Source organism: Paenarthrobacter sp. (assembly GCF_031180005.1).
Classification (GTDB): domain Bacteria; phylum Actinomycetota; class Actinomycetes; order Actinomycetales; family Micrococcaceae; genus Arthrobacter.
Genome location: NZ_JAPSHI010000029.1, coordinates 14,346 through 36,379 on the forward strand (window position 1 = coordinate 14,346; position 22,034 = coordinate 36,379).

Genomic DNA, 22,034 nt, shown 5'->3' on the forward strand with positions numbered 1-22,034 from the left:
AGTAGTTCATGCTGATTGAGTAAAAGGTTGTTCCTGCCGGCGCTATAAGACCGCTATCGCCCGGTCGGTGGGGGCGACCGGTGCCGGGAGAATGGTGCTTCCCATCAGGAACTTGTCCACTGCGGCCGCACATGCACGGCCTTCCGCAATGGCCCACACAATCAGTGACTGGCCACGTCCGGCATCGCCGGCAACAAACACGCCCTCGGTGTTCGTCATGTAGTAGCCGTCGCGGGCAACGTTGCCCCGACCGTCGAACTCTGCGCTGACCTGCTCCGTGATTCCTGCCGGCTCGGCGCCGGTAAAGCCAAGGCTCAGGAAGACAAGGTCAGCTGGGATGATCCGTTCTGTACCGGCCTTGGGCAGGCGTTTGCCGTCCACGAACTCGGTTTCAGCAACTTTGACGCCCGTGAGTTTGCCGTTTTCTCCAACGAACTCAACGGTGGATGCAAGGTAGGTACGCTCGCCGCCTTCTTCGTGGGCGCTGGCGACCTCGAAGAGGGTGGGGAACATCGGCCACGGCTGGTGACCTGCACGTTCCGACGGCGGCTGCTTGCCGATCGCGAGCGTGGTCACCGAAGCGGCCTGGTGGCGGTGGGCGGTGCCGATGCAGTCAGCACCGGTATCGCCACCACCAAGGATGACAACGTGCTTGCCGCGCGCATCGATGTGGTTCTCAGGGTTCTCCCCCGCCACCTTGCGGTTGGACGGAACAAGGTAATCCATGGCGAAGTGGACACCCTCGAGGTCACGGCCCGGGATGGGCAGGTCGCGCGGGACGGTGGCACCGGTGGCGACAACAACGGCGTCGTAGCGGCGTCGCAGCTGCTCCCAGGTGACGTCGGAACCGACAGCGACGCCGGTCCGGAAGCGCGTGCCTTCGGCCTTCATCTGCTCCAGGCGACGATCAACCTGTTCCTTCTCCATCTTGAAGTCGGGGATACCGTAGCGGAGCAGGCCGCCTATCTTGTCGTCGCGCTCGTACACAGCAACAGTGTGGCCAACTCGCGTCAACTGCTGTGCCACAGCCAAGCCGGCAGGGCCGGAACCCACCACAGCCACCGTCTTGCCAGTGAGGCGAGTGGGCGGAAGGGGCTGGACCCAGTCGTTGTCGAAGGCCTGGTCGATGATCGAAACCTCAACCTGCTTGATGGTCACAGCGGGCTGGTTGATACCCAGCACGCAGGACGCTTCACAGGGTGCAGGGCACAGACGGCCCGTGAACTCCGGGAAGTTGTTTGTGGCGTGAAGGCGCTCTATCGCTTCTTCACCCTTGTCCCGCCACACGAGGTCGTTCCACTCGGGAATGAGGTTCCCCAGCGGGCAGCCCTGGTGGCAGAACGGAACACCACAGTCCATGCAGCGTCCGGCCTGGCTCTTCAGGACACCCTTTTCCTGGGCTTCGTACACTTCTTTCCAGTCCATGATGCGGACGGGAACGGGACGGCGTGGCTGCGTCTCGCGCTGCCGGACTTTCAGAAATCCGCGTGGATCAGCCACCGGTTACCTCCAGGATTCGAGACCATACTTCTTCGCCATCGGGGTCAAGGCCCTCTTCGATGGCGTCGAGACGGGTTTGCAGGACTGCGGCGTAGTCGCGCGGCAGTACTTTGGTGATGCGGGCGGCTGTGTCGTCGAAGTTCTCGAGCAGACGGCCGGCCAGGACGGATTCGGTTTCCTCGACGTGCTTGGTGAGCAAGCCGTGGACAATGTCGCGGTCCTCGGCGTCGAGCTCCAGGAGCTGGAGTTCACCGGTATCGAGGGCCAGCTTGTTGACGCGCTCAGGCTGCAGGTCCAGTACGTAGGCGGTACCACCGGACATGCCGGCACCGAAGTTGCGGCCGGTACGGCCGATGATCAGCGTCTGGCCACCGGTCATGTACTCGCAACCGTGATCGCCAATACCTTCGACGACGGCGGTCGCACCGGAGTTACGTACAAGGAAGCGTTCGCCAACCTGGCCACGAAGGAACATTTCACCGCTGGTGGCGCCATAACCGATCACGTTGCCGGCAATGACGTTGCGCTCCGCCTGGAACACGTTGGTGCGGTCCGGGCGAACGATGATGCGTCCACCGGAGAGGCCCTTGCCGACGTAGTCGTTGGAGTCACCGAACATGCGCAGCGTGATACCGGCAGGCAGGAAAGCCCCGAGGGACTGGCCAGCAGTACCGTTCAGCGTTACATCGATCGTGTCGGTCGCCAGCACATCGGTGCTGAACGTCTTGGTCACCACATGGCCGAGCATCGTACCCACGGAACGGTCCGTGTTGATGACGTCCAGGGTGATCTTGACGGGCATGCGGTCGCTGAGTGCTTCCTGCGCCATGGTGATCAGCCTCTGGTCAAAGTGCTTGTCCAGCTCGTGGTTCTGGCCGGTCATGTTGCGCAGCGGCACGTCGTCGTCGAACTCGAGCCCATGCAGGATGGGATCGAGGTCCAGCCCTTCGGCCTTCCAGTGGTTGATCGCTTCGCGGGTGTCCAGGACTTCGGCGTGGCCGATTGCCTCTTCCAGGCTGCGGAATCCGAGCTCGGCCAGGATTTCGCGGACTTCTTCTGCGAGGAACTCGAAGAAGTTGACCACGAACTCGGGCTTGCCGTTGAACCGGGAACGGAGCTCGGGGTTCTGCGTGGCAACACCCACAGGACAGGTGTCCAAATGGCAGACGCGCATCATGATGCAGCCGGAGACAACCAACGGTGCAGTCGCAAAGCCGTATTCCTCGCCACCCAGCAGGGCAGCAATGACAACGTCGCGTCCGGTCTTGAGTTGGCCGTCAACCTGAACCACCACGCGGTCGCGCAGACCGTTGAGCATGAGGGTCTGCTGGGTCTCGGCAAGGCCAAGTTCCCAGGGCACACCCGCGTGCTTGAGCGAGTTCAGCGGCGAGGCGCCGGTACCGCCGTCGTGACCTGAAACAAGCACGACGTCGGCCTTCGCCTTGGTGACACCGGACGCCACCGTGCCGATCCCGACTTCCGAAACCAGCTTCACGTGCACACGGGCCGAAGGGTTGGCGCGCTTGGCATCGTAGATGAGCTGCGCGAGGTCTTCGATCGAGTAGATGTCGTGGTGCGGGGGCGGAGAAATGAGACCGACGCCGGGGGTGGAGTGACGCGTCCGGGCTACCCAGGGGTAGACCTTCTGGGCCATCAGCTGGCCACCTTCGCCGGGCTTGGCACCCTGCGCCATCTTGATCTGGATGTCATCGGCGTTGGTCAGATACAGGCTGGTGACACCGAAACGGCCGGAAGCGATCTGCTTGATGGCAGAGCGGCGCTCCGGGTCCAGCAGGCGATCAACGTCCTCGCCACCTTCACCGGTGTTGGACTTGGCGCCCAAACGGTTCATGGCAATTGCCAGGGTCTCGTGGGCTTCCTTGGAGATGGAGCCGTAGCTCATTGCACCCGTGGAGAAACGCTTCACGATGCTGGAGACGGGCTCCACTTCCTCGAGCGGAACAGCCGGACGGACTCCGTCCTTGAACTTGAGGAGCCCGCGAAGGGTCATCAGGTTCTCGGACTGATCGTCAATGCCCTTGGTGTAGGACTTGAAGATGTCGTAACGGCGTTCGCGGGTGGCGTGCTGCAGGCGGAACACCGTCTCCGGGTTGAACAGGTGCGGTTCGCCGTCACGGCGCCACTGGTACTCGCCGCCGCCGAGCAACGGCTGGTGCGGGTGCTCGATGCCGCCTTCCGGGTACGCCATCTGGTGGCGTGCAGAAACTTCCGCGGCGATGACGTCCAGGCCGACGCCGCCCAGCTGGGAGTGCGTGCCGGAGAAGAATTCGTCCACGAGCTCCTGGGACAGACCCAGTGCTTCGAAAGTCTGGGCGCCCGTGTAGGAAGCCACAGTGGAGATGCCCATCTTGGACATGATCTTCAGGACACCCTTGCCGAGGCCCTTGATGAGGTTGTAGACACCGTCTTCCGGCGTTACGCCCACAACGTCGCCGTTGGAGATCAGCTGTTCCACCGACTCCATGGCCAGGTACGGGTTGACGGCAGATGCACCGTAACCGATGAGGACTGCCACGTGGTGCGTCTCGCGGACGTCGCCGGCCTCCACCACGAGCGCGGTCTTGGTGCGGTTGGCGCTGCGCAGCAGGTGGTGGTGGACTGCGCTAACCAGCAGGAGCGAAGGAATCGGTGCCCACTGCGCGTTCGAGTCACGGTCGGACAGCACAACGTACTGCACACCACGGTTGATTGCACCGGAGACCTGCTCGCAGATCTCTGTCAGGCGTGCACGGAGTGCCGCCTCTCCACCCTCTGGGCGGTAAAGGCCACGGACCTTCATGGCGATGCGGTCGCCGTCGGGGCTTTCAATGTTCGCGATCTTGGCGAGCTGATCGTTGTTGATCACGGGGAACGGCAGGGAGATCTGCGGCTGGCGGACCTGCTTGCCATCCAACAAGTTGCCGTTGGGACCGATGGCGCACTTCAGTGAGGTGACCAGCTCTTCGCGGATGGCATCCAGCGGCGGGTTGGTGACCTGCGCGAAGGACTGCACGAAGTAGTCGAACAACAAACGCGGACGCTTGGAGAGCACAGCAACAGGAGTGTCCGAACCCATGGCGCCCAAGGGCTCAGCGCCGGTACGGGACATGGGCCCGAGCAGGATCTTCAGCTCTTCGGTGGTGTAGCCGAAGGTCCGCTGGCGAATGTTCACGGACGCAGCCGTGTGAACAACGTGCTCACGCTCGGGGAGCTCGTTGATGTCGATCAGGTTGTCCTTGAGCCACTCAGCCCACGGGTTTGCTGCGGCGACCTCGGCCTTGACCTCGGTGTCGTCGATGATGCGTCCGGCCTCAGTGTCCACCAGGAACATCTTGCCGGGAGCAACACGTCCCTTCTTGACCACGTTGGAAGGCTCCACCTCGATCACGCCAACTTCGGAGGCGAAGATGATGAGGCCGTCTTCGGTGATCCAGTACCGTCCCGGGCGCAGGCCGTTGCGGTCCAGCGTTGCGCCGACGAGGTTGCCGTCGGTGAAGGAGACAGCGGCCGGGCCATCCCACGGCTCCATGAGCAGTGAGTGGTACTCGTAAAACGCACGGCGGGCGGGATCCATGGTGGCGTGGTTCTCCCACGCTTCCGGGATCATCATCATGATGGAGTGCGTGATGGGGCGGCCGGACAGCCAGAGGAGCTCGGCTACCTCGTCGAAGGAAGCGGAGTCCGAGGCACCAGGGGTGCAGATCGGGTACAGCTCTTCGGGGACCGAGCCCAGCAGCGGGCTGGCCAGCTGGGACTGGCGGGCACGCATCCAGTTGCGGTTGCCCTTCACCGTGTTGATCTCACCGTTGTGGGCGATGGTGCGGAAAGGCTGCGCCAACGGCCATGACGGGAACGTATTGGTGGAGAAGCGCGAGTGGACGATAGCGAGCTTCGTCTTGAAGCGCTTGTCCGAGAGGTCCGGGTAGAACGGCTCCAGCTGGGCGGTGGTCAGCATGCCCTTGTACACGATGGTGCGCGAGGACAGCGACGGGAAGTACACGCCGAACTTGTTCTGGGCACGCTTGCGGATACGCCAGGCGCGGGAGTCCAACTCATTGTGCTCAAGCTGCTCACCGTTGGCGGAGGCAAAGAATGGCTGCGAGAAGTACGGCATACATGCCCGAGCCATGGCGCCCACGAGGTCGGCGACCACGGGAACCTCACGCCAGCCGAGAACCGTCAGGCCCTCATCAGCGGCAAGCGCCTCAATGCCGGCCTTCGCGGTCTCTGCTTCACGGGACTCAGCGGGAAGGAAGGCGGTGCCCACCACGTACTGGCCCGGGGCAGGCAGTTCGAATTCGGTGACGGCCCGGAAGAACTCGTCCGGAACCTGCATGAGCAGGCCCGCACCGTCGCCGGTACCTTCGTCGGCGCCCACGGCGCCGCGGTGTTCGAGATTGCGGAGGGCAGTCAGTGCCGCTTCCACGATGTCGTATCCCGGTTCCCCGCGGAGCGTGGCAATAATGGCCAGGCCGCAGGCGTCCTTCTCCTTGTCAGGGTTGTAAAGACCCTGAGCCTCCGGGAGCGCGGCAAAGCGCTTGAATGGAGACATGGCACCCTGAGGTTCGATATTTTCGGACCAACCGGGGTTATGAAGATGGGTCATGGGAGACGTCCTTCCTCGGAATCGTGCGTATGGAAGGGACAACGTTGGCCCCACCTTGCCTGCCCTGTGACGGGCACAACAAAGCGCTAGTAATTGGAATTGTAGGCCAGCCGATCCAGCGCAACGAACAGTTACGCAGACCTCTGGCCCCGGCTTGACCAGTGAACATCGGTATGCTGCGATCCGGTTTCCGGGGTGCCACGACGCTGTGGACTGGGCCCTACGAGCGGTGACTCTGTTGCCCCTTTACCGAACGCGACTACTTGGTGTCGTCTGCCTTCGGCGTGGATCCGGGGGCCTTCCTTGCGGCAGTAGCAGCAGATGTGGAACCGGTGCCGGACGCGCGGTCCTTATCCCTGTCCCCTACTGATTCCTGCGGCTCGTCAACGTGGCCCGGATCGCTTTGGTTATCTGGGAGATTACCACGCGAACCACCATCTGAGACAGATGCGTCCACATCATGACTGGTGACGCTCGTCACCGCCGCGGGGTCTTTTTCCGCCTTCTTTTCTGGCTCCCGGCCCGGCAAATAAGGGGTGTCGGGCACCGGACGACCCCGCCTGCCGAGGATCAAGAAGATCGCCAGCGCGGCAATAAAGACGAAGATGCTGGTCCACACATTGAGCCTGGTGGTGATGCCAAAAAGACTGATCTGTTCGGCATCATCAATGCGCAGCGCTTCAATCCACACACGGCCAAGGGTGTAGTACACCGCGTACAGCCAGAACAGGCGTCCGTGACGGAACCTGAACTTGCGGTCCAGGAGCAGCAGAATGGCCACGCCAACGAGGTTCCACAGCATTTCGTAAAGGAACGTAGGGTGGAAGAGCGTCCCCGCAGCCATGTCCGGCGGGAAGTTGGCGTTGGCGGGATCGATTTCGAGTCCCCAGGGCAAGGTGGTGGGCGCACCGAAGAGTTCCTGGTTGAACCAGTTCCCCAAGCGGCCAATGGCCTGCGCCAGCAACAGTCCGGGAGCAGCGGCATCGAGGAAAGCGGTCAACTTGACGCCAGCCCGGCGGCAGCCGATCCAGGCACCTACCGCACCTAAGATGACGGCACCCCAAATGCCCAGGCCGCCGCGTTGGATCTGAGGTATCAGGGAAAGGTCCCCCGTGCCGTCAAAGCCCGGGCCGAAGTACGCATCCGGTGAGGAGAATACGTGGTAAAGACGGCCGCCGATGATGCCGAACGGAATAGCCCAGATTGCAATGTCCCATAGGCTGCCCTCCGGGGTTCCACGGCTCTTCCAACGCGCGGAGGTCAGCCACAAGCCAACGATGATGCCCGCCAGGATGCAGAGGGCGTAAGCGTGGATGCGCAACGTCCCCCACGGCAGCGGAATGTCGAAACCGGACCACGACGGGCTCGGGATACTCAAGGGGACCATTGCCGCAGCGTGGAGGACTGTCTGCATTCGCTTCGCTGTTTCCTTTTCCTAGGCTTCTGCAGCTGCGCGGCCCAGGCCGGCGCTGAGGTTCTTGGTGAGTTGTCCGACGGCGTCCACGCCGCCATCGCGGAGGGCCGCCACCAAAGCAGTTCCGACGATGACGCCGTCCGCGTAGGCGGCGATTTCGCGGACGTGGTCCGGGTTGGAGACGCCCAATCCGACGCAAACGCGCTCGGCACCTGCCTCGTGGGCACGGGCCACCACATCTTCAGCGCTGCTGCTGACGGAGGTGCGTGTTCCAGTAACACCCATGATGGAGACGGCGTAGACGAAACCACGGCTTGCCTTGACCGTCATGTCCAGACGCTCCGGGGTGGACGAGGGCGCCACGAGGAACACCCGGTCCAAACCGTACTTGTCCGAAGCTTCGAACCATTCCTGAGCCTCGTCGGGTACCAGGTCCGGTGTGATGAGTCCTGCTCCCCCGGCTTCGGCCAGCCTTCGGGCAAACTCGTCGACGCCCATGCGCATGACAGGGTTCCAGTACGTCATGACCAAAACTGCCGCATCAGTAGCGGCCGTAATGCCGGCAACCACGTCAAAGACATTGGCAACGCGGAAGCCGTTGGAGATCGCTTCTGTGGTAGCGGCCTGGATGACCGGTCCGTCCATCACGGGATCGGAGTACGGAATCCCGATTTCGATGAGGTCGGCACCGTTGCGGGCCAAGGCTATGCCTGCCTCAATGCTCTCCTGGACCGTGGGGTAGCCCGCGGGAAGGTAGCCCACCAGGGCAGCGCGTCCTTCTGCTTTGGCACGATCAATGGCGACGGCGGATTTGCTGGCGAATTCTTCAGTCATCAGTTCTGGTCCTCGTTGACGTCCACGGCTGCTTCGGACGTGCGCTCGGCCGGTCCTTTGGGCTTGCGTGTGGAGAGCGTAGTGCCCTTGACATGCCCTTCGTCGTCCAACATGTTGAACCAGGCAGCGGCAGTTTCCACGTCCTTGTCTCCACGTCCGGACAGGTTGACAATCACCGTCACGTCCGACGGCGTGTCCTTGCCTTCGGTGAGCCGCTTGCCGATCTTGATGGCACCGGCCAGGGCGTGGGAGGACTCAATGGCGGGGATGATGCCTTCAGTCCGGCACAGCAGGCTGAACGCATCCATGGCCTCGGTGTCGGTCACGGCCTCGTAGGTCACACGCCCGATGTCGGCCAGGTACGAGTGTTCCGGACCAACACTGGGGTAGTCCAAGCCGGCCGAAATGGAGTGGGATTCGATGGTCTGGCCGTCTTCGTCCTGCATGAGGTAGGAACGGGCGCCGTGGAGTACACCTGGACGGCCCAGGGAGATGGCTGCAGCGTGGCGGCCGGTCTCTACACCTTCGCCGCCGGCTTCAAAGCCGTAGATCTTCACGGAGGCGTCATCAAGGAAGGCGTGGAACAAACCGATGGCGTTCGAGCCGCCACCGATACATGCAGCGATGGCGTCCGGGAGCTTGCCCGTCTGCTCCAGGATCTGGCTGCGTGCTTCTTCGCCAATGACCTCGTGGAAGTAGCGGACCATCGCAGGGAACGGATGTGCACCGGCTGCGGTACCCAGTAGGTAATGGGTGTGCTCCACGTTGGAGACCCAATCCCGGAGGGCATCATTGATGGCGTCCTTGAGCGTCTGGGAACCATTGGTCACCGGAACAACCGTTGCGCCGAGCAGCTGCATGCGTGCCACGTTCAAGGCCTGCCGACGGCAATCCTCAGCGCCCATGTACACCACGCATTCGAGGCCCAGGAGGGCTGCGGCCGTGGCACTGGCCACGCCGTGCTGACCGGCACCAGTCTCAGCGATAACGCGGGTCTTGCCCATGCGCTTCGCCAAGAGTGCCTGGCCCAGGACGTTGTTGATCTTATGGGAGCCCGTGTGGTTGAGGTCCTCGCGCTTGAGGAAAATACGTGCTCCCCCGGCGTGCTCAGAGAAGCGCTTGGCTTCGGTCAGCAGGGAAGGCCTGCCGGAGTAGTTCTTGTTGAGGTCCTTCAGCTGCGCGATGAAATCGGGATCAGCCTTGGCTTTCTCAAAGGTGTCCTGGACTTCGTCCAGGGCGGCGATGAGCGACTCGGGCATCCAGCGTCCGCCATAGCTGCCAAAGTAGGGCCCCGCTGCGTTCCGCAGCGAAGGGCCACCTTGGAGGAATGCGTCCGCCGCATTCTCTTCTGAGCCGGCTGTTGGCGCGTCGACCATCAGTCTCACCGTCCTGTTCCAGTTAGTTCATTGGGTAGTTCCACGTGCCACAAGGCAGCCGCGGGCTTCTGCCCGGGCTGCCTTGCAACTATTCGCCGTGTGTCAGTTAGTGCCTCAGTTCCTGACGGCGATGGCGGCAGCTCCAGCTGCCTTGAATTCAGTGATGCGTTCGCGCGGCGTGGAGTCGCTGACCAGCGCCTCCCCCACCAGGATGGCGTTGGCACCTGCCGAGGCATAATGCGAGACGTCCTCGGGACCCCTGACGCCGGATTCCGCCACGATGACGGACTCAGCCGGAATCAAACCGGCCAAGGATCCGAAAACGGAGCGATCGACGTCGAGCGTTTTGAGGTTGCGGACGTTGACGCCGATGATTTTGGCCTGCGCCGCAACTGCGCGCTCGATCTCTTCCTCGGTGTGCGTTTCCACCAGCACGTTCATTCCCAGCTCGTGGCTCAGCGCACTGAAGTCGGCGAGCTCGGAGTCGGACAATGCCGCGACGATGAGCAGGATAAGGTCGGCTCCGTGGGCACGGGCCTCCCAGATCTGGTACTCGTCAACAGTAAAGTCCTTGCGCAACAACGGCGTTTCGACGGCGGCGCGCACCGCATCAAGGTCCGCCAGCGAGCCGCCGAACCGGCGCTGTTCGGTGAGGACGCTGATGACGGAAGCCCCGCCGTCGGAATACTGCACGGCGAGCGACGCGGGATCGGCGATGGAGGCCAAGTCACCCTTGGAGGGGCTGCGGCGCTTGATTTCAGCGATGACTTTGAGGTCGTTGCGGATGGATGACGGGCCGCCAAGGGCCGCCCAGGCATCACGAGCGGGAGCAGCGTTTGCGGCGCGCTCCTTCAGCTCCGCGAGGGACACGAGGCCGCGGCGGGCCTCCATGTCCTCCTTGACTCCAACAATGATGTCATCAAGAACGGTCACGATTAGTGGCCGTTGTTCTGCAGCTTGCTGCCGCCAACTCCGTAGCCTGCCTTACGCATGACGAAGCCCACGATCAGGCCGATAACCATGACAACCAGTCCGCCGACGAAGATCGGGGTGCTGGCGATGACGAACGCGATGGAGGAAATCAGGGCACCGACCAGCATCACCAGTACGCACGTCCAGGCAGCCGGGCTGTTTCCGTGGCCGATGGCGTCAGCGTGGCTGGCCATGGTGGATTCCGCTTGGTTGTTGGACACTGTGGTTTTGCTCATGTGAAATCTCCTCAGGATGAATACTGCTTACATTCTGCCATTTATTGACGACGGCCGGGACATCGCCGGACGTCAGGAACGCCTATGTCGGGTCTTCACCACGCGAGAGGCTGTCCCAACTGTCGATCTCGTCCACCGGTTCGTTACCGCTCTTCTTACCGCGCGCCCCGGTGTCATACTTGGTCCGCGAGGTCCAGTAGCGTCCGGCCAGCGGCAAGGCAATGGCGCACACTGCCAAAAGGGAACCGGCAACGATGGCAAGGACCGGGAAGGCCGTGATCACTGCGTCGGCTTGCCCGCCCGATACTCCGGTGGCTGCAGCGATTGATCCCTGTGCGGCACCGAGAGGATCCATTATCACGGTGACAGCCGCGAGGATGATCCCCACAGCAGACAAAGCGATGAGGACAGCGATGATCCAACGGGCAATTTTTCCGGCAATGGAAGCAGCCAGGCCGCCGGCCAAGGCTACGACGGCCAACGCCGTGACTGCTGTGGCCGCCTTGCTTCCTTGGACATGGAGGTCGCTGTTCGAAGCACCGGCGGGGTCCAGGCGCACCTCGATCCAGGTCTGCGTGGTGGCTCCGAAAACGGCCAATGCAAGGATGGTGGTGGCAAGGACTACCGTGGACTTCCGCGCCCACCGCGGCGACTGTCTCACGGAAGGCGCTGATGCTGCTGTACTCATGAGGCGGGCGTCCCGTCGTCGGATTCTTCCGCATTCCCTACGGCGTCCGTCGCGATGTTCTGCAGCGACCCCGCGGTGTGAACTGCCCGTAAAGGTGCCGCAGCCTTGTTCACCGTCTCCAACGCTTCGGAAGGCTTGTGGGAATCAGCCACAATCCCGCCGCCGGCCTGCACGTAAGCGCGGCCTTCACGGAGAAGGGCTGAGCGAATTGCAATGGCCATATCCATATCGCCGGCAAAGTCCAAGTAGCCAACCACACCACCGTAGATGCCGCGCCGGTGGGGTTCGAGTTCGTCCAGCAGCCTTAGCGCGCGGGGCTTGGGGGCTCCTGACAAAGTGCCCGCCGGGAACGTCGCCTTGAGGACGTCGTAGGCCTTGGCGTGGGGAGCGAGCTCGCCAACCACAGTGGACACGAGGTGCATGATGTGGCTGAACCGCTCAACTTCCATGAACTGAGTAACGTCAACCGTTCCGGCCACACACACCTTGGAGAGGTCGTTGCGCGAAAGATCAACCAGCATCAGGTGCTCGGCGCGCTCTTTCTGATCGGCCAGCAGTTCTGTAGCCAGGGCCTTATCGGTTTCAACAGTCTTACCGCGGGGGCGTGAACCGGCGATCGGGTGGGTGATGACTTCCTCACCGGTCACCGTCACGAGCGCTTCGGGTGATGAACCAACGATCGAGTACTCCCGGCCGTCCGCGTCCTGCAGGCTGAAGAGGTACATATATGGGCTGGGGTTGGTATTGCGCAGGACGCGGTAGACATCCAGGGGGTCGGCGGCGCACTCCATTTCGAAGCGCCGGGAGATCACTACCTGGAAAACTTCACCATCAACGATGGCTTCCTTGCCGCGATCAATGGCCTCCAGGTACTTGGCTTCATCCCAGCGTTCCTGCACGCTGGAGGCGAAATCCAAGGCTGCAGTTTCCAGCACGGAGACCGGCTGGGCAACAGGAGTGCTGATCTGGTCCAGCAACCCCTTCACCCGGGATACGGCGTCGTGCCAGGCGTCATCCACCCGCTCGGAACTGTCATCAAAGTTGATGGCATTGGCGATGAGCAGGACAGTGCCGTCCACATTGTCGTGCACGGCCATGTCGGTGACCAGGTTCAGCGCCATCTCCGGCAGCTGGAGGTCGTCCTCGGGCGGGGACGTCAGGCGCTCCCAGTGACGCACGGCTTCCCAGCCAAGGAATCCAACCAAGCCGGAGGTGAACGGCGGCAGGCCGTCGAAGCGGTCAGTCTGCAGAGCAGCAATGGTGTCGCGAACGGCTTCCACCGGGTTGCCTGAAACCGGCACGCCGACGGGCGGCTCGCCGATCCAGTGGGCTTCCCCGTCTTTGGTGGTCAGCGTTGCTCGCGACTTGGAACCAATGAAGGAATAGCGGGACCAGGCGCCGCCAACCGCTGCGGATTCCAGGAGGAAGGAACCCGGCTGCCCCTTGGCAAGTTTCCGGTACAGGCCGATGGGGGTCTCGGCGTCAGCCAAAACCTTGAGTCGGACAGGGATGACACGGCTGTGGACGGCGAGTTCGCGGAACTCTTCCAGGCCCGGGCTGATGATTCCAAGGTCCTGCATGGCTATGTTCTCCGCCTTGTTGTCTTAGGTGGTGCGTCAGTGGAAAGTGGTGGGTGCCTTATTCGCGGTGGCCCGTAACGACGGTGAAGTCGCGACCATCAAAACAGGTCCGGGTTCCGGTGTGGCAGGCGGCGCCTATCTGGTCCACGCGGATCAGGAGGGCATCGCCGTCGCAGTCAAGGGCAACAGACTTCACGAACTGTACGTGTCCGGAGGTGTCGCCCTTGCGCCAGTACTCCTGGCGGGAGCGGGAGTAGAACGTGACCCTGCCGGACGTCATGGTGCGGTTGAGTGCCTCGTCATCCATCCAGCCAAGCATGAGGACCTCACGGGTATCGTGCTGCTGCACGATGGCCGCGACAAGGCCGGAAGAATCCCTTTTGAGGGCGCTGGCGATCTCCTGCGGCAAGGGGCTCGCGGGGTCGCTGGAAAGCTCCGCGGCAGGAGTTGGGCTGGGGGCGGACTGCTCTGACATCAGATCAAGTCTAGTGCCTTCGGGAGGAGCCGGATTCTGCGGCGGTTCCACTGCGCAAGAGTGCTCCGATCGTGCTAGTTTCACAAGTGATGCATTTCGTCGATCCTTCCCGAGAAGTACTGGCCGAAACCCTGCTGGCGGCCGGGCCTGACTCCCCCACGCTCTGCGAAGGGTGGTTGACCCGGGATCTTGCCGCGCACTTATACCTGCGCGAACGGAAGATCGCGGTGGGGCTGGGCCTCCTGATCCCCAGCCTGGGCAAGGCATCCGAAAAAGCCACTTCCAAACTCGCTGCCAAGCTGAAGAGCTCGGACGCCTACGCGGACCTCGTCAAGACGTTCCGCGCAGGCCCGCCGGCGCTTTCCCCCTTGAAGATCAAGGCGCTGGATGAGACGTCAAACCTCATTGAGTACTTCGTGCACACCGAGGACATTCGTCGTGCCGGTGACCGTTGGGCGCCCCGGGCCTTGGACGAAGCCTATTCAGACGCTCTTTGGGACGAACTGATCAAGCGTGCCGCGTTCCTGTACCGCGGCGTTGACCTGGGCATCGTGCTTGTGCGTCCAACCGGCCCCCGGCACGTGGCCAAGCGTGCCCCCGTGTCCGTGGCGATTGTTGGCGAGCCCGGCGAACTGCTCATGCATGCGCATGGCCGAACCAGCCAGGCCCTCGTCACCTTCGAAGGCCAGCCGGACGCCGTCGCGCTCCTGCAATCCGCCGATATCGGTCTGTAACCACCAACAGCCTTAAACCAGCAACGGAGAGTCACCTTCAAGGTGACTCTCCATTGCTGTTGACGCCAGAAATCTAGCGGACTTCGAACCCGGCATCTCGAATCGCCGTCTTGACCTGGGCAATCATGTCGTCCGGGCCGAAGTGGAACACGGATGCCGCCAGTACTGCGTCGGCGCCTGCCTCCACGGCGGGCGGGAAGTGCGCAGGCACTCCCGCCCCACCCGAAGCGATGATCGGAATGTTCACCGCGGCACGAACCAGGCGAATCAATTCGAGATCAAATCCGTCCTTGGTGCCGTCCGCGTCGATCGAGTTGAGCAGGATTTCTCCCACACCCCGATCGGCTGCTTCCTTGGCCCAGGCAATGGCGTCGATTCCGGTACCGGTGCGGCCACCGTGGGTGGTCACTTCGAAACCGGACGACGTCGGCTGGTCGCCTTCGCGGGTACGGCGCGCATCCACGGAGAGCACCAGCACCTGAGAGCCGAAGTGGCGGGTGATTTCGTCAATGACGTCGGGCCGGGCAACGGCAGCGGTATTGATGGACGCCTTGTCCGCACCAAAGCGCAGGAGCTTGTCCACCTCCGCGACACCACGGACGCCTCCGCCCACGGTCAGGGGAATGAAGACTTCCTCCGCGGTGCGGCGGACGACGTCGAACGTGGTTTCACGGTTGCCGGACGACGCAGTGACGTCAAGGAACGTGAGTTCGTCGGCCCCGCCATTGTCGTATCGGTGTGCGAGTTCCACCGGGTCCCCGGCGTCGCGAAGTCCTTCAAAGTTGACGCCCTTGACGACGCGGCCGGCGTCGACATCCAGGCAGGGTATGACGCGTACGGCTACAGCCATGTGCTGCTCCTCAGTTCTTTGTGCTCAGCTGTTGTTACGCGGCTCAAATACGGCAGGCGTGGATGCTGCTGACCAGGATGGCGCGCGCGCCAAGGTCGTACAGCTCGTCCATAATGCGGTTGGTTTCCTTCTTGGGAACCATGGACCGCACGGCAACCCACTCGGAATCGCGAAGTGGCGAGACCGTGGGCGACTCCAAGCCCGGAGTCAGGGCTGCTGCGTCTTCCACGAGGTCTTTGCGGATGTCGTAGTCCATCAGCACGTACTGGCGTGCCACAAGAACGCCCTGCAGGCGACGGATGAGGATCTCGATTTCCTTGGCCGTTCCGTTGGCGGCGCCACCGGAGCCGGAGCGGCGGATCAGCACGGCCTCGGACTTCAGGATGGGATCGCCAAAGATCTCCATGCCGGCAGCCTTGAGGGTGTTGCCTGTTTCAACGACGTCGGCAATGGCATCCGCCACGCCGAGGCGAACGGAAGACTCCACGGCTCCGTCCAAGCGGACCACCTTGGCGTTGACGCCTCGCTCTGCGAGGTAGTCGCGCAGAAGTCCGTCATAGCTGGTGGCCAGGCGCTTACCCTCAAGCTGCTCGACGCCGCTGAAGTCACCTACGGGACCAGCAAACCGGAACGTGGACGGGGCGAAGCCCAGGGGAAGCAGTTCTTCGGCTTCCACCTTGGCGTCAAGCAAGAGGTCCCGGCCGGTAATGCCGACGTCCAGCGTTCCCTGGCCTACATAGACTGCGATGTCGCGGGGACGCAGGAAGAAGAATTCAATGTCATTGTCAGGATCAACCATGACCAGTTCGCGGGTGTCGCGGCGCTGGCGGTAACCGGCCTCGGACAACATTGCCGAGGCGGCTTCGGACAGGGATCCCTTGTTGGGGACTGCTACACGGAGCATTGGGAGACTTTCTTTTTGGAATGGAAGTTTTCAGGCACCTTGGCCACGCAGGGGGCTCCGCAAAAGACAGGCGGAGTGGCGTGGCTAGAGATGCTTGTAAACGTCCTCCAGGCTGAGGCCCTTGGCGAGCATGAGGACCTGCAGGTGGTAGAGCAGCTGGGAGATTTCCTCAGCAGCGGCTTCGTCCGATTCGTACTCCGCGGCCATCCAGACTTCGGCAGCCTCTTCGACCACCTTTTTCCCGATGCCATGTATTCCGGAGTCCAGTTCGGCAACCGTGCGCGAGCCTGCCGGGCGGGTCGCTGCTTTCTCACTCAGTTCTGCGAACAGCGTCTCGAAATTCTTCACGCCCTCCAGACTACTTGCTCGGGGGCGACGACCGCTTGTTGGGGCGTTGCATGACGAAGGGGATGTGAGTGAAGACACACCCACATCCCCTTCGCCAACGAGTGCTTCTAGCTGAAGTGCTTCAGGGTCACAGCGGTGGCAAGGGCAGCAGTCACTGCTTCATGGCCCTTGTCCTCCTTGGAACCGGGAAGGCCTGCACGGTCGATGCCCTGCTGCTCGGTGTCACATGTGAGGACGCCGAAGCCGACCGGCACGCCGGTGCGGACACTGACGTCGGTGAGTCCCGACGTCGCGGCCTGGCAGACGTAATCGAAGTGCGGCGTTCCGCCCCGAATAACTACGCCAAGTGCTACGACGGCGTCAAAGTGCGGCGCGAGCCTGGCCGCAGCAACCGGGAGCTCGAAGCTGCCCGGAACCCGCAGCAACGTGGGTTCGGCGATGCCGGCTTCCTTGGCAGCCCGCAGGGCGCCGTCAACCAGTCCATCCATGATCTGTGTGTGCCAGCTTGCCGCCACAATGGCGAGCTTCAACTGGGAGGTTTCCTCGGGGTTGAGGGTGGTGAGGTCAATAGTGGGTGCGCCGTGGCCGCTCATGTTTGCTATGAATCCGTTCAGTCTTGGTTGTCAAAAGGGTGGGCTGCCGGTGTTTTGCCATTGCTGACGGGCTCTACTTCGAGCGCCAGCCGGTGGTCCATCCGGTCCTTCTTGGTCTGCAGATAGCGAAGGTTTTGTTCGCGGGAAGGAACCTCGGTGGGAACCATCTCCACGACCGTTACACCAGCTTGGGCAAGGCGGTTCTGTTTGTCGGGGTTGTTGCTCAGCAACCTGACCTCATGGAGGCCCATCTCGGCCAGGATCTGTCCCGCGGCAGTGTAGGAACGTGCGTCCACCGGCAGGCCCAGCTGTTCGTTGGCCTCTACCGTGTCGAAACCGGCTTCCTGCAGAGCGTATGCCTTGATCTTGTTGGCCAGCCCGATGCCGCGCCCCTCTTGGCCACGCAGGTAGAGCAGCGTACCGCCCTGTGCGTGGATGAGCTCCAAGGCAAAAGCCAGCTGTTCTCCGCAGTCGCAGCGATAGGAACCGAACACGTCACCGGTGAGGCACTCGGAATGGAGGCGTACCAAGGGTGCACGGCCACCCGCGGGCGGGTTAGGGGAACTCACGGCAAGGTGCTCGTGACCGGTCTCAAGGTCCGTCCACGCCTGTGCCACAAAGTCGCCAAAAGCCGTGGGTAACTGCACAATCGGCCCACCGCTGACGGGGTGCGGCCCGGGGCCGGTGTGGTCACTGCTGCGTGTGGTCGATGCGGTCATCGCTTCTCCTCGTCCTCCTGTGAAACATGTGCCGTCTGGGACTCTACCGCCTCAACATATGACACCAGGTCCTCAATGGAGATGAGGGGGCACCCATGTTCAGCGGCAAAGTCGCGCAGGCTGTCCAGCCGCATCATTTCACCGTCGTCATGTACCAATTCTGCGATCACACCCACCGGAGCCAGCCCGGCAAGACGACACAGGTCCACGGCAGCTTCCGTGTGACCTGGACGTTCACGCACTCCCCCGTTAACTGCCCGCAACGGGAAAATATGCCCGGGGCGGGTGATCGATGCCGGAGTGCTGGACGGATCTGCAAGAATCCGGGCCGTCAATGCGCGGTCAGTGGCTGAAATTCCGGTGCTGACTCCGATCGCGGCGTCGCAGGAAACGGTATAGGCGGTTCCTTTGGCGTCCTCGTTGATCTCCACCATCGGCGGCAGGATCAAAGCGTCCGCACGCTCTCCGTCCAAGGGAACACAGATGACGCCGGATGAATACCGTATGGTCCAGCCCATGAGGGCGGGTGTGGCGTGCTCGGCGGCGAAGATGATGTCGCCTTCGTTCTCCCGGTCTTCGTTGTCCACTACGATCACGGCCTGGCCCGCGGCCATCGCCGCGATGGCTGACTCAACGGGATCGAGCCCGGTACGTCGCGTGCCGGCGGGAGTTGTCTTGGCGGGCGCGCTCATCGTGCGCCTCCCTGGACAGGCGCGAAAGACAGCAGGCGTTCGGTGTACTTGGCCAGCACGTCAACCTCAAGATTCACGCGGCCTCCCACCGTTTTGGTTCCCAGGCCTGTTTCTTCCAAGGTGGTGGGGATCAGTCCCACTTCAAACCACGGTGCCGCTTCGGCAGCTGGGCTGACCGCGGTCACGGTCAGCGAGACACCGTCGACGGCGATCGAACCCTTTTCGGCGATGTACCGTGCCAGCGGGGCCGGCACTCCGAACCGCAGCCGGTCCCAGTTTCCCAGCGGCTCGCGTTCCAGCAGTTCACCCACACCGTCCACATGGCCTTGGACAACATGTCCATCCAGACGTCCGCCGGCCGGAACGCAACGCTCAAGGTTCACGGCATCTCCTGCCGCCAACTCGCCGATGGTCGTCCGGACCAGGGTCTCCCCCATGACATCCACACTGAAGTCCTGACCGTCGATCCGAGTGGCCGTCAGGCACACACCGTTGACGGCAATGGAACCACCCAAAGGCAATCCCTCGGCGGTGGTGGGCGCTTTCAGCCGCAGTGTTGCGCTGGCATCGCCATCATGCTCAATGCCCAGCACAGTGCCTTGCTCAGCAACGATTCCCGTAAACATCAGTGTCCTCCTGTGACATATTCCGCAGCTTCACTGTGCGAAGCCAAATTCTTCTGCGGAACCGAATTCTTGATTGTGCTGGCGGCCCCTCGTGGGGACCGCAGGTGGAGTCGAAGGTCATTGCCGAGGATGCGCACAGCGCCGCCACCGGCTTCGTCCCAAGACCATTGCTGGGCGTCTGCCAGCGTGGTGATTCCAAGGTCGTTCAGGGCCGGGGTTCCGGATCCCAGCAGCGTCGGGGCTAAGTAGACGATCAGTTCGTCCACCAGGTCTGCTGCGAGGAACGTACTCAAAATGGACGAACCACCTTCCACCATGAGGTGGCGAACCCCCTGTTCGAACAGCATGCCCAGGGCTTCTGCCGGATCCCGCGTGGGCAGGTGGACGAAACGCCCATCAGTTCCGCGGACTGCGGCGTCTTCGGGGACGTCCCGCAGGCCCATGACGGCTCGTAGCGGCTGATGGGGTGACAGTTCGCCGTCCGGGGTTCGGGCAGTCAGCCGCGGGTTGTCGATCAGCACGGTTCCGGTTCCCACCAGGATCGCGTCGATGAGTCCGCGCAGTCCGTGGTTGTCGGCCAGCGACTCCGGGCAGGAGATCCACTGGCTGGTGCCATCCACCGCGGCGATGCGGCTGTCCAGGGTCTGGGCGATATGCAAGGTGACGAACGGACGCTTGGCTGCAACGGCGTCGAACCAGTCACGGTTCAGGTCCAGCGCCTTTTCGCCTTCGAGCCCGGAGCTGACCTCAACACCGGCGGCCGTGAGCGTACGCGCACCGCCCGCGGCGGGGTCATGGGGATCATCGACGGCGTAGATCACCTTCGCGATTCCCGCGGCAATGATGGCTTGGGCGCAAGGTCCGGTGCGACCCACATGGTTACAGGGCTCCAGGGTGACCACCATGGTGGCTCCCACAATGTCGATGTCTTTGCTGCGGGCTTCGGAAATCGCGTCGGCTTCAGCATGGGCCGTTCCGGCCCCTCGATGGTAACCCGTTGCCAGCTGTTCGCCCTCAGGACTGAGGATCACCGCCCCAACCAAGGGATTGGCTCCCCGGGGACCTTCCAGGGCCGCCGTCAAGGCGGTCTCCATGGCCGCACTTTCGGCAGCAGTGTAGGACGTGTTGGCGACGCTCACTGGACAGCTCCCACAGGTACGTCAACTGCCGGTTTGGCATTACGGAGGGCACATTCACGCTTTTCTGCCCGCCACCACACAAAGAACCCGGCGAGGGTGAAGAAGCCGTAGAACAGGTACATGACCGCGCTGGCGTAATAGCCGGCGCTGAACAGCAGCGGCACGCCCACGATGTCCACGGCCACCCAGATCAGCCAGAATTCCGTCCAACCGCGCGCCATGCCATAGGTTGCCAGCAAGGATCCCATGAAGGTCCAAGCATCGGCCCAAACGGGCGGGTAGGAGCCAAGGGCGTCGAACAAGGGTGTCAATGCTGCCGTGCCTGCCACCATCGCACCAATCAGGGCGATGCGGACCTTATTGCTGGCCCAACCGGGGACGATGGCTCGCCCCTGGGCGCTTGATTGCCGGCCCTGCTGCCACCGGTACCAGCCATAGATGGCGACGGCGATGAACATGATTTGGCGTGCTGCTTGTCCCCACAATGTGGCCGGCGCTGCTGCGCCGAAGACGTTGCCCAGGAAGACTGTGAGCAGGAGGACGTTACCGATGATGCCGATTGGCCAAGCCCAGACTTTGCGGCGCATACCGCCGAGGGCGCTGAGGAGCCCAAAGATGTTTCCAAGCACTTCGCGTAAGACAAGAGCAGATCCTCCAACGGGGATCTGTGCTTCGAAGAGCCATCGCAGTAAGTCCATGCCGTTCCTTCCCAGTAAGCCGCGATGACTCCGGGGGTGTACGACAGCGCAATTCCGGGCGTTCACAAAAGGAACGCCCAAGGCATGACTGTACGTGCTTCTCCCATCCAGACTTTAACTGTCGGTACCGGAATTTCACCAGTTCAACCGTCCGCCACCGAATACCCAATTTCTTGGAATCCGATGGCTCGCGGGTCGCGGACTATAACCGCCGGTTCGGACTTACACCGACCCCGGAGCACGTATGTGTGTTGTTATTCTGCCACAACTACGAGGGTGTCCGGGCTATTCCCGGGCCATCTTCGTAACATGCGGTGACGGTCGTCAGGCTTTCGTAGCGGAAGCAGCCTGGCCGGCCGCTCGGAGCCGGTCGATCGCTTCCGCTGGGTCCTGATGGCCATAAACTGCCGAGCCTGCAACGAACACGTTGGCCCCTGCCTCAGCAGCCCGCACAATGGTTTCCTCCGTGATGCCGCCATCCACCTGGATGGCAACGCCGATGCCCGAACCTTCAATCGCCGCCCGGGCACGACGGATCTTGGGCAACGTGATGTCCAGGAATGGCTGTCCCCCGAATCCGGGCTCCACCGTCATGATCAGCAACATGTCCAGCTCGCTCAGCATGTCCAGGTAGGGCTCCACGGGCGTGGCCGGGCGCAGGGCCATGCCTGCCTTGGACCCGCGGGCGCGTAACTCGCGGGCCAGCTTGACCGGCGCCATGGCAGCTTCGGCATGGAACGTCACTGAAGCAACCCCTGCATCCGCGTAGGCAGGTGCCCAGCGGTCGGCGTCGGAAATCATCAAATGCGCATCCAGCGGAACCGGGCTGACCGCTTGAATCCGCTGCACCACGGGCAGTCCAAGCGTCAGGTTGGGCACGAAGTGGTTGTCCATGACGTCCACGTGGACGGCATCCGCATTGCTGATCCGCTGGAGTTCCGCCTCAAGGTTGACGAAATCCGCTGAAAGAATGCTCGGGTTGATACAGCACTGAGACAAGGCAGCCCCCTCTAATGGGTGATAGTCGAAAGCCGGGTGATGGTCTAAAAG

The 22,034-nt window shown here is 62.6% G+C and carries 21 protein-coding genes and 1 riboswitch; of the genes, 1 reads left to right on the forward strand and 20 read right to left on the reverse strand.

Translation table 11 applies throughout. The features are described 5' to 3' along the window. Positions 1–42: 42 nt before the first annotated feature. The 10 genes from RIF72_RS17040 to hisI form a co-directional block, all read right to left on the reverse strand. Positions 43–1,500, reverse strand: coding sequence for a glutamate synthase subunit beta (locus RIF72_RS17040; RefSeq protein ID WP_309076023.1), 1,458 nt, complete (start codon positions 1,498–1,500; stop codon positions 43–45). Next, complete coding sequence (gltB, locus tag RIF72_RS17045) at positions 1,493–6,106, reverse strand: glutamate synthase large subunit (RefSeq protein ID WP_309076024.1); 4,614 nt, start codon at positions 6,104–6,106, stop codon at positions 1,493–1,495. The genes RIF72_RS17040 and gltB overlap by 8 nt, the downstream gene beginning before the upstream one ends. A 259-nt stretch (positions 6,107–6,365) precedes the next feature. Further along, complete coding sequence (gene lgt, locus RIF72_RS17050) at positions 6,366–7,520, reverse strand: prolipoprotein diacylglyceryl transferase (protein ID WP_309076025.1); 1,155 nt, start codon at positions 7,518–7,520, stop codon at positions 6,366–6,368. Between the two features lie 21 nt (positions 7,521–7,541). Then, on the reverse strand, positions 7,542–8,354 hold the full coding sequence (gene trpA / locus RIF72_RS17055; protein WP_309076026.1) for a tryptophan synthase subunit alpha: 813 nt from the start codon (positions 8,352–8,354) through the stop codon (positions 7,542–7,544). Further along, positions 8,354–9,730, reverse strand: coding sequence for a tryptophan synthase subunit beta (gene trpB, locus RIF72_RS17060; RefSeq protein ID WP_309076027.1), 1,377 nt, complete (start codon positions 9,728–9,730; stop codon positions 8,354–8,356). The genes trpA and trpB overlap by 1 nt, the downstream gene beginning before the upstream one ends. 114 nt (positions 9,731–9,844) lie before the next feature. Beyond that, positions 9,845–10,663: an indole-3-glycerol phosphate synthase TrpC gene (trpC, locus tag RIF72_RS17065; RefSeq protein WP_309076028.1), complete on the reverse strand. Its 819-nt coding sequence runs from the start codon at positions 10,661–10,663 to the stop codon at positions 9,845–9,847. Positions 10,664–10,665: 2 nt separating this feature from the next. Continuing rightward, positions 10,666–10,938: an HGxxPAAW family protein gene (locus RIF72_RS17070; protein ID WP_011774532.1), complete on the reverse strand. Its 273-nt coding sequence runs from the start codon at positions 10,936–10,938 to the stop codon at positions 10,666–10,668. 82 nt (positions 10,939–11,020) lie between these two features. Continuing rightward, positions 11,021–11,626 (reverse strand): Trp biosynthesis-associated membrane protein, encoded by a 606-nt coding sequence (locus RIF72_RS17075; RefSeq protein ID WP_309076029.1) that lies wholly within the window; start codon positions 11,624–11,626, stop codon positions 11,021–11,023. Further along, entirely contained in the window at positions 11,623–13,206 is a 1,584-nt protein-coding gene (locus RIF72_RS17080) for an anthranilate synthase component I (protein ID WP_309076030.1), read from the reverse strand. Before RIF72_RS17080 ends, RIF72_RS17075 begins: the two co-directional genes overlap by 4 nt. Before the next feature lie 58 nt (positions 13,207–13,264). Then, a complete protein-coding gene (hisI, locus tag RIF72_RS17085; RefSeq protein ID WP_309076031.1) occupies positions 13,265–13,681 on the reverse strand; it encodes a phosphoribosyl-AMP cyclohydrolase in 417 nt (138 codons plus the stop codon). 89 nt (positions 13,682–13,770) lie between these two features. Here hisI and RIF72_RS17090 point away from each other — a divergent pair, with 89 nt between their 5' ends. Further along, the gene (locus RIF72_RS17090; RefSeq protein WP_014921431.1) at positions 13,771–14,415 is read left to right on the forward strand and encodes a TIGR03085 family metal-binding protein; all 645 of its coding nucleotides are present in this window, start codon (positions 13,771–13,773) and stop codon (positions 14,413–14,415) included. Positions 14,416–14,488: 73 nt separating this feature from the next. Here the strand turns inward: RIF72_RS17090 and hisF are convergent, their stop codons facing one another. The 10 genes from hisF to rpe all read right to left on the reverse strand — a co-directional run bounded on the left by hisF (position 14,489) and on the right by rpe (position 21,983). After that, on the reverse strand, positions 14,489–15,265 hold the full coding sequence (gene hisF / locus RIF72_RS17095; protein WP_091466787.1) for an imidazole glycerol phosphate synthase subunit HisF: 777 nt from the start codon (positions 15,263–15,265) through the stop codon (positions 14,489–14,491). 43 nt (positions 15,266–15,308) lie between these two features. Beyond that, a complete protein-coding gene (gene hisG, locus RIF72_RS17100; protein WP_011774526.1) occupies positions 15,309–16,169 on the reverse strand; it encodes an ATP phosphoribosyltransferase in 861 nt (286 codons plus the stop codon). An 84-nt stretch (positions 16,170–16,253) separates the two neighbouring features. Further along, on the reverse strand, positions 16,254–16,517 hold the full coding sequence (locus tag RIF72_RS17105; protein ID WP_018778638.1) for a phosphoribosyl-ATP diphosphatase: 264 nt from the start codon (positions 16,515–16,517) through the stop codon (positions 16,254–16,256). Positions 16,518–16,624: 107 nt separating this feature from the next. Further along, complete coding sequence (ribH, locus tag RIF72_RS17110) at positions 16,625–17,110, reverse strand: 6,7-dimethyl-8-ribityllumazine synthase (protein WP_105690917.1); 486 nt, start codon at positions 17,108–17,110, stop codon at positions 16,625–16,627. Between the two features lie 17 nt (positions 17,111–17,127). Beyond that, positions 17,128–17,829: a GTP cyclohydrolase II gene (ribA, locus tag RIF72_RS17115; protein ID WP_309076032.1), complete on the reverse strand. Its 702-nt coding sequence runs from the start codon at positions 17,827–17,829 to the stop codon at positions 17,128–17,130. Further along, complete coding sequence (gene ribB, locus RIF72_RS17120; RefSeq protein ID WP_309076033.1) at positions 17,826–18,521, reverse strand: 3,4-dihydroxy-2-butanone-4-phosphate synthase; 696 nt, start codon at positions 18,519–18,521, stop codon at positions 17,826–17,828. The genes ribA and ribB overlap by 4 nt, the downstream gene beginning before the upstream one ends. Further along, positions 18,518–19,147, reverse strand: coding sequence for a riboflavin synthase (locus RIF72_RS17125; protein ID WP_309076034.1), 630 nt, complete (start codon positions 19,145–19,147; stop codon positions 18,518–18,520). Before RIF72_RS17125 ends, ribB begins: the two co-directional genes overlap by 4 nt. Beyond that, a complete protein-coding gene (gene ribD, locus RIF72_RS17130; RefSeq protein ID WP_309076035.1) occupies positions 19,147–20,286 on the reverse strand; it encodes a bifunctional diaminohydroxyphosphoribosylaminopyrimidine deaminase/5-amino-6-(5-phosphoribosylamino)uracil reductase RibD in 1,140 nt (379 codons plus the stop codon). Before ribD ends, RIF72_RS17125 begins: the two co-directional genes overlap by 1 nt. Continuing rightward, a complete protein-coding gene (gene pnuC / locus RIF72_RS17135; RefSeq protein ID WP_309076036.1) occupies positions 20,283–20,984 on the reverse strand; it encodes a nicotinamide riboside transporter PnuC in 702 nt (233 codons plus the stop codon). The genes ribD and pnuC overlap by 4 nt, the downstream gene beginning before the upstream one ends. Positions 20,985–21,074: 90 nt before the next feature. Further along, positions 21,075–21,230: riboswitch (FMN riboswitch) on the reverse strand. Positions 21,231–21,308: 78 nt separating this feature from the next. Further along, positions 21,309–21,983, reverse strand: coding sequence for a ribulose-phosphate 3-epimerase (gene rpe / locus RIF72_RS17140; RefSeq protein ID WP_309076037.1), 675 nt, complete (start codon positions 21,981–21,983; stop codon positions 21,309–21,311). Between the last annotated feature and the right edge of the window lie 51 nt (positions 21,984–22,034).

Coding starts and splice junctions, on each gene's coding strand:
- hisG (WP_011774526.1), bottom strand. CDS start 16,169: ATGCTCCGTGTAGCAGTCCCCAACAAGGGATCCCTGTCCGAAGCCGCC.
- RIF72_RS17090 (WP_014921431.1), top strand. CDS start 13,771: ATGCATTTCGTCGATCCTTCCCGAGAAGTACTGGCCGAAACCCTGCTG.
- trpB (WP_309076027.1), bottom strand. CDS start 9,730: ATGGTCGACGCGCCAACAGCCGGCTCAGAAGAGAATGCGGCGGACGCA.
- RIF72_RS17070 (WP_011774532.1), bottom strand. CDS start 10,938: ATGAGCAAAACCACAGTGTCCAACAACCAAGCGGAATCCACCATGGCC.
- gltB (WP_309076024.1), bottom strand. CDS start 6,106: ATGACCCATCTTCATAACCCCGGTTGGTCCGAAAATATCGAACCTCAG.
- hisI (WP_309076031.1), bottom strand. CDS start 13,681: ATGTCAGAGCAGTCCGCCCCCAGCCCAACTCCTGCCGCGGAGCTTTCC.
- ribA (WP_309076032.1), bottom strand. CDS start 17,829: ATGACCGCATCGACCACACGCAGCAGTGACCACACCGGCCCCGGGCCG.
- RIF72_RS17075 (WP_309076029.1), bottom strand. CDS start 11,626: ATGAGTACAGCAGCATCAGCGCCTTCCGTGAGACAGTCGCCGCGGTGG.
- RIF72_RS17080 (WP_309076030.1), bottom strand. CDS start 13,206: ATGCAGGACCTTGGAATCATCAGCCCGGGCCTGGAAGAGTTCCGCGAA.
- hisF (WP_091466787.1), bottom strand. CDS start 15,265: ATGGCTGTAGCCGTACGCGTCATACCCTGCCTGGATGTCGACGCCGGC.
- trpA (WP_309076026.1), bottom strand. CDS start 8,354: ATGACTGAAGAATTCGCCAGCAAATCCGCCGTCGCCATTGATCGTGCC.
- RIF72_RS17125 (WP_309076034.1), bottom strand. CDS start 19,147: ATGTTTACGGGAATCGTTGCTGAGCAAGGCACTGTGCTGGGCATTGAG.
- pnuC (WP_309076036.1), bottom strand. CDS start 20,984: ATGGACTTACTGCGATGGCTCTTCGAAGCACAGATCCCCGTTGGAGGA.
- ribB (WP_309076033.1), bottom strand. CDS start 18,521: ATGAGCGCGCCCGCCAAGACAACTCCCGCCGGCACGCGACGTACCGGG.
- ribH (WP_105690917.1), bottom strand. CDS start 17,110: ATGAGCGGCCACGGCGCACCCACTATTGACCTCACCACCCTCAACCCC.
- lgt (WP_309076025.1), bottom strand. CDS start 7,520: ATGCAGACAGTCCTCCACGCTGCGGCAATGGTCCCCTTGAGTATCCCG.